At 40.2% G+C, this 14,396-nt stretch carries 16 protein-coding genes, 1 tRNA gene and 1 riboswitch; of the genes, 5 read left to right on the forward strand and 12 right to left on the reverse strand.

Annotated features, from left to right (window positions below):
• Positions 1–41: 41 nt before the first annotated feature.
• From SMI_RS05700 to SMI_RS05725, 6 genes are read right to left on the reverse strand one after another with little or no spacing between them, the layout of a single operon-like run.
• The gene (locus SMI_RS05700; RefSeq protein WP_000942966.1) at positions 42–473 is read right to left on the reverse strand and encodes a GNAT family N-acetyltransferase; all 432 of its coding nucleotides are present in this window, start codon (positions 471–473) and stop codon (positions 42–44) included.
• Position 474: 1 nt separating this feature from the next.
• The gene (locus SMI_RS05705; RefSeq protein ID WP_000969308.1) at positions 475–1,077 is read right to left on the reverse strand and encodes an L-threonylcarbamoyladenylate synthase; all 603 of its coding nucleotides are present in this window, start codon (positions 1,075–1,077) and stop codon (positions 475–477) included.
• Positions 1,061–1,897, reverse strand: a complete 837-nt coding sequence (prmC, locus tag SMI_RS05710) for a peptide chain release factor N(5)-glutamine methyltransferase (protein ID WP_000761857.1) — start codon at positions 1,895–1,897, stop codon at positions 1,061–1,063. Before prmC ends, SMI_RS05705 begins: the two co-directional genes overlap by 17 nt.
• A complete protein-coding gene (gene prfA, locus SMI_RS05715; protein ID WP_001028829.1) occupies positions 1,897–2,976 on the reverse strand; it encodes a peptide chain release factor 1 in 1,080 nt (359 codons plus the stop codon). The genes prmC and prfA overlap by 1 nt, the downstream gene beginning before the upstream one ends.
• Before the next feature lie 9 nt (positions 2,977–2,985).
• Positions 2,986–3,465, reverse strand: a complete 480-nt coding sequence (locus SMI_RS05720) for a GNAT family N-acetyltransferase (protein ID WP_000151324.1) — start codon at positions 3,463–3,465, stop codon at positions 2,986–2,988.
• On the reverse strand, positions 3,455–4,054 hold the full coding sequence (locus SMI_RS05725) for a thymidine kinase (RefSeq protein ID WP_000068132.1): 600 nt from the start codon (positions 4,052–4,054) through the stop codon (positions 3,455–3,457). The genes SMI_RS05720 and SMI_RS05725 overlap by 11 nt, the downstream gene beginning before the upstream one ends.
• Before the next feature lie 123 nt (positions 4,055–4,177).
• Here SMI_RS05725 and SMI_RS05730 point away from each other — a divergent pair, with 123 nt between their 5' ends.
• Both SMI_RS05730 and mnmE read left to right on the forward strand, forming a co-directional pair.
• Positions 4,178–4,360: a 4-oxalocrotonate tautomerase gene (locus SMI_RS05730; RefSeq protein WP_001117401.1), complete on the forward strand. Its 183-nt coding sequence runs from the start codon at positions 4,178–4,180 to the stop codon at positions 4,358–4,360.
• Between the two features lie 137 nt (positions 4,361–4,497).
• On the forward strand, positions 4,498–5,871 hold the full coding sequence (gene mnmE, locus SMI_RS05735) for a tRNA uridine-5-carboxymethylaminomethyl(34) synthesis GTPase MnmE (RefSeq protein ID WP_000632770.1): 1,374 nt from the start codon (positions 4,498–4,500) through the stop codon (positions 5,869–5,871).
• Positions 5,872–5,915: 44 nt separating this feature from the next.
• Here the strand turns inward: mnmE and dapA are convergent, their stop codons facing one another.
• From dapA to SMI_RS05755, 4 genes are all read right to left on the reverse strand, one after another.
• The gene (gene dapA / locus SMI_RS05740) at positions 5,916–6,851 is read right to left on the reverse strand and encodes a 4-hydroxy-tetrahydrodipicolinate synthase (RefSeq protein WP_000121621.1); all 936 of its coding nucleotides are present in this window, start codon (positions 6,849–6,851) and stop codon (positions 5,916–5,918) included.
• A 56-nt stretch (positions 6,852–6,907) separates the two neighbouring features.
• Positions 6,908–7,984 carry an aspartate-semialdehyde dehydrogenase gene (locus tag SMI_RS05745; RefSeq protein ID WP_000542465.1) on the reverse strand — a complete coding sequence of 359 codons (1,077 nt, stop codon included), beginning with the start codon at positions 7,982–7,984 and terminating at the stop codon, positions 6,908–6,910.
• Positions 7,985–8,363: 379 nt separating this feature from the next.
• Positions 8,364–8,436, reverse strand: a tRNA-Thr gene (locus SMI_RS05750).
• Between the two features lie 99 nt (positions 8,437–8,535).
• Positions 8,536–9,045, reverse strand: a complete 510-nt coding sequence (locus SMI_RS05755; RefSeq protein WP_000737072.1) for a QueT transporter family protein — start codon at positions 9,043–9,045, stop codon at positions 8,536–8,538.
• Positions 9,043–9,139, reverse strand: a riboswitch (PreQ1 riboswitch). (Overlaps the previous gene by 3 nt.)
• A gap of 28 nt (positions 9,140–9,167) precedes the next feature.
• Here SMI_RS05755 and SMI_RS05760 point away from each other — a divergent pair.
• Both SMI_RS05760 and mscL read left to right on the forward strand, forming a co-directional pair.
• The gene (locus tag SMI_RS05760) at positions 9,168–9,599 is read left to right on the forward strand and encodes a GtrA family protein (RefSeq protein WP_000746188.1); all 432 of its coding nucleotides are present in this window, start codon (positions 9,168–9,170) and stop codon (positions 9,597–9,599) included.
• A gap of 84 nt (positions 9,600–9,683) precedes the next feature.
• Positions 9,684–10,064 carry a large conductance mechanosensitive channel protein MscL gene (gene mscL, locus SMI_RS05765; protein ID WP_000910203.1) on the forward strand — a complete coding sequence of 127 codons (381 nt, stop codon included), beginning with the start codon at positions 9,684–9,686 and terminating at the stop codon, positions 10,062–10,064.
• Between the two features lie 41 nt (positions 10,065–10,105).
• On the opposite strand, the gene hemH is transcribed toward mscL, so the two are convergent.
• Entirely contained in the window at positions 10,106–11,200 is a 1,095-nt protein-coding gene (gene hemH / locus SMI_RS05770; protein WP_000709262.1) for a ferrochelatase, read from the reverse strand.
• Positions 11,201–11,353: 153 nt separating this feature from the next.
• Here hemH and pepT point away from each other — a divergent pair, with 153 nt between their 5' ends.
• Positions 11,354–12,589, forward strand: a complete 1,236-nt coding sequence (pepT, locus tag SMI_RS05775; protein ID WP_000222017.1) for a peptidase T — start codon at positions 11,354–11,356, stop codon at positions 12,587–12,589.
• A gap of 49 nt (positions 12,590–12,638) precedes the next feature.
• On the opposite strand, the gene ltrA is transcribed toward pepT, so the two are convergent.
• Positions 12,639–13,916 carry a group II intron reverse transcriptase/maturase gene (gene ltrA, locus SMI_RS05780; RefSeq protein ID WP_000040325.1) on the reverse strand — a complete coding sequence of 426 codons (1,278 nt, stop codon included), beginning with the start codon at positions 13,914–13,916 and terminating at the stop codon, positions 12,639–12,641.
• Positions 13,917–14,396: the final 480 nt, after the last annotated feature.

Consider the following 14,396-nt stretch of genomic DNA (forward strand, 5'->3'; position numbering starts at 1 on the left):
CGTGACTGGTCCTTTAGTTTGTTTTACAATAAGAAAATAAACTAAAAGATGCGAATAAATCGTTTCTGCACTTTATCACAAGTATAACCAACTTTTTCATAAAATGCATGAGCACCCAGACGATGATCGGCAGAGTTTAAGCGGATAAACACATAACCACGTCTTTTTGCTTCTTCTTCCAACCCTTGTAATAAGCTTTTACCAATACCTTGACCTTGCGCTTTAGGTGAAACTGCTAAAGCTAAAATATTAAATCCTGCTTTAGAATAAAGTGATTCATAGACCTCAGCGTGGACATATCCAAGCAAGGCATGACTAGCTTCATCCTCATAAGCAAGTAAGAAATGATGTGTATCTTGAGATAATCTAACTAGTTGACTAGACGTGTCCTCTAGACTAAAAGAATAGCCCAAAGCCTCTTGGTTAATTTCACAAATGGCTTTCACATCAGTTTCTCTTAAATCTCTTAGCATCTTATTCCTCCTCAAAAGAAATCTCTGGCAACCGAGCAAGAATATCTTCTCGCTTAATCGCCCCTTGGCGTAAGATTTTCACCTTGTCTCCAGACAAGTCCAAAATAGTTGAATCCTGTCCAGTTAGAAAGGAATCGTCTTCCAAACCCAAAACCTCTTGGTCAAAATCCTCTAGAATTTGAGCAAAGGTCACTCCACTCGCCCGACCTGAGATATTAGCAGACGGTCCAATCAGAGGACCTGTCTCACGAATCAAATCAAGGGTAATGGGATGACTAGGCATCCGAAATCCAACAGTTGCAAGGCCAGAATTGACCCAATAGGGAACTCGGTCATTAGCTTCGAGAATAATGGTTAAGGGACCTGGTAAAAAGGTCTCTACAAGTTTTTGTAGATAAGTTGGCTGATTCTTTGAAAAGTTCAAGATATCCTCTAAAGAGGCGATATTGAGGTTAAGCGCCTTGTCTCTTGGACGACGTTTGAGCTGATATACATGATTAACTACTTTTTCGTCTAGAGCTTTGGCAAAGAGACCGTAAACCGTCTCTGTAGGCAGAACGACAGCTCCACCATTTTCCAACTCTTGTCTAATCCTGTCCATCATCAACCACGACCATCCTATCTTGACCAAATTGGTCCTTAAGTGTTCTTACACGTTTTTCAGGAAGATGCTTCCTAAAAAGTTCAGGAACACTTTGACCTTGCTTGTATCCAATTTCAAGGTAAATCTTACCACCATCTTTGAGATAGTCTTTTGCATCTTCCGCAATTCTACGGTAAATAGCTAGGCCATCCTCGTCTGCAAAGAGAGCTAGATGAGGTTCCGAATGCAAAACATTCAAGCCGACCTCTGACTCATCTTCACGAGAGATATAGGGTGGATTGGATACAATTATATCATATTTTTCAAAAATTTCTGCAAAACAATCAGATTTTTTAAAAAATATATTAAATTTTTGATTTTTAGCATTCTCGGATGCAAGGTCAAGGGCCTCTTGGGAAATGTCTGCTGCTGTCACTGACCAAGCTGCTCTGTTTTTTGCTAACACAAGGGCTATAGCTCCACTTCCAGTCCCAATATCTAGGACCTTAAGACTTTCCTCAGAATTTTCAGCCAGGATAAGCTCCACCAACTCCTCTGTTTCTGGACGAGGAATCAATACTCGCTCATCAACTTTTAACTGCATTCCATAAAAATCTGTCTGTCCAATGATGTACTGTGCCGGTTTATGAGCTGCTAACTGTTGGAAAATTCCTTTTACAAATACTTCTTCCTCTTTTGTCACCTCTTGCTGGAGGGCGAAAACAAAGTCCGTAAAAGATAGATTTTTCAGGCTACGATAGACAAAAGAGAGGCTTTCAGCTTCCTCTCCTTGTCCTATCAACTCTTCTTCAAAATCTGAAAATAATTGAGCTAATTTCATTATTTGTTTAATTCTTCTAATTTTTGCGTTTGGTCATAGAGCACCAAGGCATCCACAACTTCGTCTAATTTACCAGATAAAATCGTATCTAGTTTTTGGAGGGTCAATCCAATCCGGTGGTCTGTAACACGGTTTTGTGGGAAGTTATAAGTACGAATCCGTTCTGAACGGTCACCAGTACCGATTGTCGACTTACGCTCAGCGTCTTGTTCATCCTGAGCAATCTGAGCAAAGTGGTCAGCAACACGGGCACGAATGATTTTCATGGCCTTCTCACGGTTCTTCTGCTGGGTACGTTCTTCCTGCATCTCAACCTTGATATTGGTTGGCAAGTGAACGATACGAACGGCAGTCGCAACCTTGTTGACGTTCTGTCCACCAGCACCAGAGGCGTGGTAGATGTCAACACGAAGGTCTTTTGGATCAATATCGTATTCAACTTCTTCCACTTCAGGCATGACAAGTACTGTCGCTGTCGAAGTATGTACACGGCCTTGGCTTTCTGTCACAGGGACACGTTGCACACGGTGAGCACCAGATTCGTACTTGAGTTTAGAGTAAACAGATTGACCTGAAACCATGGCAACCACTTCTTTGAAACCGCCGACACCATTTATAGAGGCTTCCATAACTTCAAAGCGCCATCCTTGGGCTTCCGCATACTTTTGGTACATGGTTAGCAAATCTCCAGCGAAAAGTGCTGCTTCGTCTCCACCAGCGGCGCCACGGATTTCAAGGATGATATTCTTGTCATCGTTTGGATCCTTTGGAAGGAGCAAGATCTTCAGTTTTTCTTCGTATTCTTCTTTTTCAGCCTTGGCATCTTTGAGTTCTTGCTTGGCCATTTCTTCCAAGTCAGCATCTCCACCTGATTCTTTAATCATCTCTTCGGCATCAACGATGTTTTGAAGGACTTGTTTGTACTCACGGTAGGCTGTCACCGTATCACGACTTGAAGCCTCTTCTTTTGAAAGCTCCATGAAACGCTTGGTCTCCGAAACCACATCTGGGTCACTCAGCAATTCTCCTAATTCTTCATAACGGTCTTCTACAGCTTGTAGTTGATCATAGATGTTCATTTTTTCTCCTTATTTCTCAATTGTTAAATCATAGATTGCTACTACTTCGTTCTCGGATATTTCCCCAGTTTCTTTAAATCCATAACTGAGGTAACAATATCTTGCATGTTCATTTTCTGGTTCATAAGACAACCAAAGTTTATTGCTTAAACCTGCTGGCGCTGTCCGAACATAGTCTAGCACATTATCCATAATTGGTTTAAAATATCCTTGATTTTGAAAATTCTTATCAATCATAAAACGAAATAGTAAATAATTTCCACTACTAATTCCGATCTTTTTATCATAAGCTATCATTACAAAACCTATAATTGCATCATTATCATAAACTGCCAATGGAGCTACAAAATCTCCATTTTTAGTGTAGATGTATGCTTCAGCTAAACTAATTGCATTGGTTGCAATGAATTGTTTTTGATATTCCTTGACATCCAAATTCAAAACATCAAAATAATTTTCCATTGTAACATCTCTTAGTTCAATTGTCATAGTTTTGCTCCTTGTTAGAGGTTATTATTGGAGCAAAATAATGTTTACGGCAAACTGAAATATAGGTTTCATTACCACCAATCTGGATCTGTTCTCCATCGTAAACGGGCAGTCCATCCTGTGTACGCAACACCATAGTCGCCTTTTTCTTACAATACTGGCAAATGGTCTTAATCTCATCAATCTTATCTGCTAATAGCAAGAGATACTTGGAACCTTCAAACAGTTCATTGCGAAAGTCATTTTTCAAGCCAAAAGCCATGACAGGTATGTCTAACTCATCAACAACACGAGCTAGATCGTAAACATGGTGACGCTTGAGAAACTGAGCCTCATCAACCAACACACAGTAAGGTTTTTCTGATAGATCTCGGATATAGCCGAAGATATCAGTTGTTTCCTCAATCGCAATGGCAGGGCGTTTCATACCGATCCGACTCGACACATAGCCAACACCGTCACGAGTATCAAGAGCTGATGTCATAATCACAACACCCTTTCCTTGCTCCTCATAGTTATAGGCCACCTTGAGAATCTCAATCGTCTTACCAGAGTTCATGGTCCCATAACGATAATACAACTGTGCCATGTTTCTTGCTTCACGTCCATTTCTAAATTTTTGCTACATTCTAGTATATCATAATTTTTTGAAGCTTTAAACGGCAAAATGTGGTAAAATAGAAGAAATCAAAAACTAGTGGAGGAAGCTATTATGCCATTTGTACGCATCGATTTATTTGAAGGACGCACGCTCGAGCAAAAGAAAGCTCTTGCTAAGGAAGTAACGGAAGCGGTTGTCCGTAACACTGGAGCCCCTCAATCTGCTGTCCATGTCATCATCAACGACATGCCAGAAGGAACTTACTTCCCTCAAGGTGAAATGCGCACCAAATAAGCTAGCTTAAGCAGAATTGCTTAGGCTTTTTCAATCTCCAAGTAGCATCCATTGAAGAAATAGTTCAAATTTGTTACAATTTGAAAAGAGACTTGGAAAAATTTCCAAGAAAAGAGCTATTTATTAAAGGAAACATTATGATTACACGTGAATTTGATACCATCGCTGCTATCTCTACTCCACTAGGTGAAGGGGCTATTGGTATTGTCCGCCTGAGCGGAACAGAAAGTTTTTCTATTGCGCAAAAGATTTTTAAAGGAAAAGATTTGAGTCAGGTTGCTAGCCATACCCTTAACTACGGTCACATCGTTGACCCTCAGACAGGAAAAGTCATGGACGAGGTTATGGTTGGAGCTATGAAGTCTCCAAAGACCTTCACTCGTGAGGATATTATTGAGATTAACACCCACGGTGGGATTGCGGTGACCAATGAGATTCTCCAGCTAGCTATCCGTGAAGGAGCTCGATTGGCTGAACCTGGTGAATTTACCAAACGTGCCTTTTTAAACGGTCGCGTGGATTTGACACAGGCCGAGGCGGTGATGGATATCATCCGTGCTAAGACTGACAAGGCCATGAACATTGCGGTCAAACAACTTGATGGTTCCCTTTCTGATCTTATCAATAATACCCGTCAAGAAATCCTCAACACACTTGCCCAAGTTGAGGTTAATATCGACTATCCTGAGTATGACGATGTTGAAGAAGCGACTACTGCTGTGGTCCGCGAGAAGACAATGGAGTTTGAACAACTCTTGACCAATCTCCTTAGAACAGCTCGTCGTGGTAAAATCCTCCGTGAAGGAATTTCAACAGCTATCATCGGACGTCCCAATGTTGGGAAATCAAGCCTTCTCAACAACCTCTTGCGTGAGGATAAGGCTATCGTTACAGACATTGCTGGTACTACTCGAGATGTCATCGAAGAATACGTCAACATCAACGGTGTTCCTCTAAAATTGATTGACACAGCTGGTATCCGTGAAACGGATGACATAGTGGAACAAATAGGTGTTGAGCGTTCGAAAAAAGCTCTTAAGGAAGCTGACTTGGTTCTGCTAGTGTTAAATGCCAGTGAATCACTAACCGTCCAAGACAGACAACTGCTTGAAATTAGTCAAGAAACCAATCGCATTATTCTACTTAATAAAACAGACCTACCTGAAGCGATCGAAACTTCGGAACTCCCTGAAGACCTTATTCGTATTTCAGTCCTTAAAAACCAAAACATCGATAAGATTGAAGAGAGAATCAACAATCTCTTCTTTGAAAATGCTGGTTTGGTTGAGCAAGACGCAACCTACCTATCAAATGCACGTCACATTTCCCTGATTGAAAAAGCAGTTGAAAGCCTTCAAGCTGTTAATGAAGGTCTTGAACTTGGGATGCCAGTTGATTTACTTCAAGTTGACTTGACCCGTACTTGGGAAATTCTCGGAGAAATCACTGGAGATGCTGCTCCTGATGAACTTATTACCCAACTTTTTAGCCAATTCTGTTTAGGAAAATAATAAAATCCATGATCGTTCTTGCGGTCATGGATTTTATTGTCTTATTAATAATCTGGCCTTAATACCCCTGTTACAGTTGCCTTGGTTGCTTCGTAGTCGCCATCTACGACAACCTTGATAATGCGTTTGGCATCTTCTTCTGGTGCTGGAACAAGAGGTAGACGAGTTGGTCCAGCTTCAAATCCCATATAGTTAAGAACAGCCTTAACAGGAGCAGGACTTGGATATGAGAAGAGGGCATTAACCTTAGGAATGAATTTACGTTGAATAGCTGCGGCTTTCTTCATATCGCTTTCTGCAATGGCAGTAAACATCTCGTGCATCTCATCCCCATTTGTATGAGAGGCAACAGAAATAACCCCGTCCGCACCAAGGTTCATGGCATGGAAAGCATCTCCATCCTCACCCGTATAAATCAAGAATTCTTCAGGTTTGTGCTCAATCAAGTAAGCCATATTAGCCAAGCTAGTACATTCTTTGACACCAATAATATTTGGATGGTCAGCCAAACGAAGCATGGTTTCTGGAGTCAATTCAACAACGACACGACCTGGAATGTTATAGATAATAATTGGTAGGTCAGAAGCATCTGCAATGGCCTTAAAGTGCTGATACATTCCTTCTTGAGAAGGTTTGTTGTAGTAAGGAACAATAGCAAGCCCAGCTGCGAAACCACCAAATTCTGCTACTTCTTTGACAAACTCGATAGAGTCACGCGTATCATTGGTACCCACACCCGCAATCAAAGGAACACGTCCATTAACAACCTTTTGAACTGCCGCAAAGAGTTCCAACTCTTCATCGTGGGTCAAAGTTGGACTTTCAGCAGTCGTCCCTGCAAGAAGAATGCCGTCTGTATGATGTGCCAATAAATGCTCAATCAAGGCTGGAATAGCATCAAAGTTGATAGAACCATCCTCGTGGAAGGGAGTAATAAAGGCTGTGATGATTTTACACTCTTTTAAATCTTGATAAGACATGAGAAACACCTCTCTATTTCAAAGAAGGAGTTCAACTGAACTCCTAAACGATATGACTATTTTAATTCAAATTTCAATTCGGCAGTTGGACGAACCAAGCCACGTTCATGAAGAGTTTCTGCAATTTGAACTGAGTTCCAAGCAGCACCTTTGAGCAGGTTGTCTGAAACAACCCACATGTGGATTCCTTTTTCAGCATCCAGGTCTTTACGGATACGACCAACAAAGGTATCACGCGAACCCACTGCATTGATGGCTTGAGGATAGATTTGATGAGCCACGTCATCCTCAAGAACAGCACCTGGGAAAGCTGCGATAGCTGCTTTTACTTCTTCGATTGGAGCCACTTCTTTTGTTTCGATATAAACTGACTCAGAGTGAGCTGACAAGACTGGAATGCGCACACATGTTGCAGACACTGCGATGCTATCATCTTCCATAATTTTCTTAGTTTCCTTAGTCATCTTCATCTCTTCGTAAGTGTAATCATTGTCAGTGAAGACATCGATTTGTGGAAGAGCATTGAAGGCAATAGGATAATGTTTCTTGTCCCCACCTGAAGGCAAGATTTCCGCATGTAAATCACGTGGTTTCACTCCATCATTCAAGACTTCACGAAGTTCACGTTGTGTCTCAAGAATTGCTCCCATACCAGCACCTGAAACTGCTTGGTAAGTTGAAACAATGACACGGTCCAAGCCCCATTTTTGGCGAACTGGCTCAAGAGCCACCATCATTTGGATTGTTGAACAGTTAGGGCAGGCAATGATACCGTTGTGGGCATCAAGTGCATGAGCATTGACCTCTGGAACAACCAAAGGAACATCTGGATTTTGACGGAAGTAAGATGTATTATCTACTACTACCGCTCCAGCTTTAACTGCGTATGGTGCATATTTAGCTGATGTAGAACCACCTGCTGAAAAGAGAGCAATATCAACTCCTTCAAAAGCTGTTTCAGTCGTTTCTTCAATCGTAATATCTTGATCTTTAAATTTCAAAGTCTTGCCTGCTGAACGTGCAGAAGCAAGTAAACGAATTTTATCGATTGGAAGTGTTGATTCTTCCAACATTTTTATCATCTGAGCTCCGACAGCACCTGTCGCGCCGACTACAGCAACTGTATATCCCATAAATAACCTCTTTCGGAATTTTCTAAAAATTTCTATAATAGATGTATTATACTACTTTTTCCATGAATTGCAAAGCTTTTTCATCATTTTTTGGAAAATAAAAATCCCCAGTCGCTAGACTAGGGACTAAGAGGCATCTTCATGTGATGAGAAGGTTCACACAACTCATCAAGGTCCGCTCCTGCGTTATGACCTCCTTATGCTCAATAGTAGTCCGAAGACTACCTATCGACTCATCGCAACTATTATATTACTAGAAATAAGTGGTTTTGTCAATAAAAAATTTTTGCAGTATGACTTTTATTATACAAAAGTCAGAATTTTTTCTCGCGAGCATAAGAAAAAACTCTTGTGTTTAAGAGTTTCCCTGTAAATATCATGCTAATTGCCGGGATTGAACCGGCGACCTCATCCTTACCATGGATGCGCTCTGCCAACTGAGCTAAATCAGCTTACTTAAAAAGTATACTATAGTTAGAAAATCTTGTCAAGTTTCCTTAGAAATTTTCCATAAGAAAAAGCTAGGTAAAAGCTACCTAGCTTATCTTCTTCTATTTGCTTAAATCAATTCGACGACCAATTTTACCGATAATAATCGCACCAATAATCAATGAGGCAAATTCACCAATTCCTGTTGTGAACCAAGTAAGGAAAAATGGTAATTGCGCTACGATATTCAACTCGGCAGCGATGGTAAACATGGAAATTGAAAAGAGGATTGAGAAGAAGAAATGATCTTTTCGAATCAATCCGTTAAAAAGATAATCCTTGCTGTATTTTGCAAAAAGCCAAACACCTAGACTAAGGAATACTAGGGTTGATCCACCACCAACAAAGACATCTAGCAGTCCGAAGCTAAAGAAATTAGCAATCATACAACCAATTGTAACTCCGATGATGTACTTAGGATTGTAAAAAGCCATAAAGTTCATCATTTCTGAAATACGAAACTGATAAGCACCATAGCTGATGGCATTTAGGGGCGGTGTGACAGTTAAAACGACATAGATAGCAGCAACGATTGCAATATCTGCAACATCACGAATAGTTAATTTTTTCATGTTTTCTCCTTTGGCGGTTTCCCGCGTGTAATATGCTTGGTGAAAGAAGCTAAGCACCAAGGGTTGATTCAATCAACCTTACTAGTATAGCACAATAGCCTGCTTTATGCTATACTAAAAGCATGAAAAAACGTATTCAAAGTCTCTTCGTGAATGAGCTCTTAGCCTATCTTTTTTTTGGAATAACAACTACTCTTGTATCCATTCTATCTAGATTAGTCATTTATCGATTAACCCATAAAGAACTCCTTGCTACTGGACTAGCAAATAGTATCGGTATCCTCTTTGCATTTATCACAAATGATAGGATTGTCTTTAAGCAAGCTAGAGAGAATTGGCAAAGCCGTTTAGTAAAATTTACTATAGCACGTCTTTCTACTTTTCTTTTAGACTTGTTTTTAACTTTTATCTTTGTAACTCAGTTTCCTAATATTATCGGACAATTTTTTAATAATAATATAGACAAGGTTAATAGTATTGAAACCGTTATTTCACAATTCTTGATAATTATCCTCAATTACATTTTTAGCAAGGTATTTATTTTTAAAAAATAAGAAAAAATTTAAGCATATAGCTTGCAAGAGCTTCTTAATTAATATATAATTAAGAGTAAAAATTTTTTGAAAGGGAAGATGAAAATGTTAAAAGATCTTAAAGCATTTTTGCTTCGTGGTAATGTTGTTGACCTTGCTGTCGGTGTGATCATTGCCTCTGCTTTTGGTGCAATCGTTACATCACTTGTTAACGATATCATCACTCCACTTATTTTGAATCCAGCCTTGGAAGCTGCGAAAGTACAAAACATCGCTGAGCTTGCTTGGAATGGTGTTACATATGGTAAATTCTTGAGTGCTGTTATCAACTTCCTAGTTATCGGTACTGTTCTCTTCTTCGTTATCAAAGGAATTGAAAAAGCTCAAAGCCTTACTAAGAAAGAAGAAGCTGCTGAGGAAGCTCCAGCTGGTCCAACTGAGTTGGAAGTACTTCAAGAAATCAAAGCTCTCCTTGAGAAAAAATAATCGATTAAAAGGATCTAGCGCAAAGCTAAATCCTTTTTTCTTTACTCTTTCGGTAACTTGCCTGCTTTCTCAAGTATTTTTTTAATAAGATAAGGCATCTTAACATTTTCACGACCTTTTTTCTCAATCAGTTTTTTCACAAATTCCGGCATTTGTAAATCTTCCGATTCGGCCAAGATATTTTTAGTTTCATCCGAAGGGACTAATTCATCAAAGGTTTCTTCTTCTGGGAGAAATTCCTTAAACTCTTGATGTTCATTAGCTCTGACGGTATTAACCAAGGCATCAATCAAACGAGAATCCGTATTTGGCATTGGTTGACGATGGTAGTTCACACCGAATTCCTGACACAAGTCATAACATTCCACATCATTGTCAAACAAGACTTCAATGTGCTCACTGATAAAGCTGATTGGTACAAAAATATAATGATCAGGATGTTCTGTCTGTTCTCTGAGATACTCCAAGACATCTGGCTTAATCCATGGAATCCCAATATCACTTTCACTTTGCCAAGTGTTAGTATATTGCTCAGAACTCAAACCTAGTTTTTCAGCGACTAACTTGCTATTTTCAAAAATTTGGTCAATATATGGGTCACCAAAATCCAAGGCAAAAATGGGCACACTGTGGGCTGAAAAGATGACTTTAAAGCTATCCTGCTTTACTTCTTCTTTTAAAATATTAGCAATTTCATCTGCCCAATAGTTTAAGAGCGCTTCTTCCTGATACCAGTCCTTAATGACCAAAAATTGAATTTGCTTGCTTTCTAAAAATTTCTCATAACCCATGACAGAGTAAAAAGAATAATGAGGCTCCAAAATCAAGCAAATACACTGTTCAATGTCGTCTGCTTCCATCTGACCAATCACATCTGGGATAAAGGGTCTAGAAAATTTATTGGCAAAATAGACACTATATTCATTTCCCAGCCTAGCTTCTACCAAGGCAACCTCTTCACGGGTAATTCTTTGTAGAGGTGTGCCTCCAATTCGTACATAATTATCATAGAGAGTTTGAATCTCATGGTCTTGAGGTCTTACTCCACGACGAATATTTGTGAAAAAATCAGCTACACCTTCAAAGGTAATCTCTTCTGGTGAACCGAAAGTCATCATTAAAATTGCTTTTTTCATAACTGCTTCCTTGTGATGTTTTTATCAATTTCATTTTATCATGAATCCACTGATAAGTAAACGCTAACATAGAGAATTTCCCTAACTTCTGTCTTTTGTTTTTCTCTTCTTTCTATGATACAATGGAAAAAATGAATTCAAAAGGAGTTTTTTATGACTTACCCAAATCTCTTGGACCGCTTCTTAACCTACGTTAAGCTCAACACGCGCTCTGATGAATACTCTACTACTACTCCAAGTACGCAGAGTCAGGTTGACTTCGCGACAAATGTCCTAATTCCTGAAATGAAACGTGTTGGATTACAAAATGTTTATTATCTACCAAATGGTTTTGCTATTGGAACTTTGCCAGCCAACGATCCGTCTTTAACACGAAAAATTGGCTTCATCTCCCACATGGATACTGCTGACTTTAATGCCGAAGGAGTCAACCCACAGATAATTGAAAACTACGATGGTGGTGTGATTGAACTAGGAAATTCTGGTTTCAAACTGGATCCAGCTGACTTTAAGAGTCTGGAGAAATATCCAGGACAAACACTCATCACAACAGATGGAACAACCTTACTAGGAGCTGATGACAAGTCAGGAATTGCTGAAATCATGACTGCTATTGAATATCTGACTACCCATCCTGAAATCAAACACTGTGAGATTCGTGTTGGCTTTGGTCCAGATGAAGAAATCGGTGTTGGTGCTAATAAATTTGATGCAGAAGATTTTGATGTTGATTTTGCCTACACAGTTGATGGTGGACCACTAGGTGAGCTTCAGTACGAGACCTTCTCAGCAGCGGGTGCTGAATTGCATTTCCAAGGGCGCAATGTTCACCCTGGTACTGCCAAAGGGCAAATGGTCAACGCTCTTCAGCTAGCAATTGATTTTCATAATCAACTTCCAGAGAATGATCGACCTGAGTTAACGGATGGCTACCAAGGTTTCTATCATCTTATGGATGTGGCTGGAAGCGTTGAGGAAGCGCGTGCAAGCTACATCATTCGTGATTTTGAAAAGGATGCCTTTGAAGCTCGTAAAGCAGCTATGCAGTCTATCACGGATAAGATGAATCAAGAACTTGGTAGCGACCGTGTCACCCTAAACTTGACAGACCAGTACTACAATATGAAAGAAGTCATTGAAAAAGATATGACTCCAATTACCATTGCTAAGGCCGTTATGGAGGATTTAAGGATCAAGCCTATTATTGAACCAATCCGTGGTGGAACAGATGGCTCTAAGATTTCCTTTATGGGAATCCCAACTCCTAATATCTTTGCAGGAGGAGAAAATATGCACGGACGTTTTGAATACGTCAGCCTTCAGACCATGGAACGTGCAGTTGATACCATCATTGGTATCGTCGCTTATAGAGAATCGAGTAGGGGATAATTTCTAGCCCCTCTCACACCACCGTACGTGCCGTTCGGCATACGGCGGTTCAACTAACTTTTAACGCATGTCGTTCAAGGTAATAATCCAAACACGAAACCAGTCCACGTTTTTTAAGGACTGGTTTTGATATAGCACGTTTAAGTACCGACTTCTGAGCTACTAATTGATAGTGGTCGCCCCAGCCAGATACCTTATCTGCTATCCATTTAGGAACCCCTAACTTAAGCAATCCCCATAATCGTCTAGATTTCTTCTTCCATTGCTTCCAGATAATCACTCGTAGGCGAGTACGCAAGCGCTCATCTATGCTGGTGACTATACTTTTCATATTTCCCAATGAGAAATAGTTTATCCATCCTCGAATGGACAAATTCAGTTGCTCAATACGTCTTGTTAAGTCTATACTCCATTTCCTCTGTGTTAGTTTCTTCAATTTAAGCTTGAATCTCCGAACACTATCTTGATGTGGACGACTTTTCCAACCGTCTGATGATTTCCAGAACCCAAAACCTAGATATTTCAACTCTCTTGGTCTAGTAATCTTAGTCTTGGTCATGTTTACTTTCAAACCTAGCCGTTTCTCAATAAAACGACTGACTGAATACATCACACGCTTAGCGGAGGCCTCGCTTCCGACCGTAATCACACAATCATCTGCGTAGCGCACAAATCGAAGTCCCCTCTTTTCTAATTCCTTGTCCAATTCATTAAGCATGATATTGGATAAGAGAGGAGATAAATTTCCTCCCTGTGGTGTCCCAACTAGCGTTTTATGACGCTGACCGTTAATGATAACACCCGAATGAAGATACTTACGAATCAAGGATTCCGTATCTCCGTCTTCGATAATGTTATGTACTAAGGACATCAATCTATCTTGAGGAACTGTATCGAAGAATTTCTCTAGGTCTATATCCACTATCCACTCACAGCCGTCATTTAAGTACTCTAAGAGCTTTATGATGGCTTTTTCACATGACCTATTTGGTCTAAATCCATAGCTCGTATCCGAGAAATGGGGTTCACAAATGGGGCTCATGACTTGGACAATGGCCTGTTGAATCATTCTATCCATAACTGTTGGAATTCCTAGTTGACGAATACCTCCGTTTGGTTTAGGAATCTCAACTCTAAGAACTGGTTGAGGCTTATATTTTCTCTGTTTTATCAGCTCCTTAGTCAGGCGCCAGTTTTGTCTGAGATAGTCATCCATCTCTTCGATAGTCATTCCATCAATCCCAGCTGAGCCTTTATTGGATTTTACTTGATTATAGGCTTCAAGCATATTTTCGCGTGATAATATCTTATCTAGCAATTTTGACATGTGCGTATTCCTTTCTTGTGTTGGTGCCTGAGGGACATCTTATATTGGTGAACCTTCATCTAGTCAATACGTGACAGAGGCCAGTTCTATCAGACCGCTTGTTTTACAGACACAAGTGAAGTAGGATTACTTCAATTAGTTGTTCACCCCTTCGCTCCACTTCCATTACAGAAGCTTCCTCACTACTATGGGCTCGGCTGACTTCTCATGATTCGTTGTTACTACGCTTTCAGCGCTCATGAGACCTCACGGGATAAGTCGTACATCTTTCCTCGTTTACTCTCGTGATTTACGCATATAGGTTACGACTACCTTTTTGGACTTTAGAGTTTCAGGCCCCCTTATCCGCTATATACGCCTTACTATCACGTTCCTGTTCGTAGAGCCACGATTTCGCTATCCCTTCCTCTCCCCGCTACCTCACGATAGTCAGGCTTGGGAATCGCTATTGGGTTCACCGGTAGCAGGTGCCCACGGAGG

Source organism: Streptococcus mitis B6, assembly GCF_000027165.1.
Taxonomy (GTDB): Bacteria; Bacillota; Bacilli; order Lactobacillales; family Streptococcaceae; genus Streptococcus; species Streptococcus mitis_AR.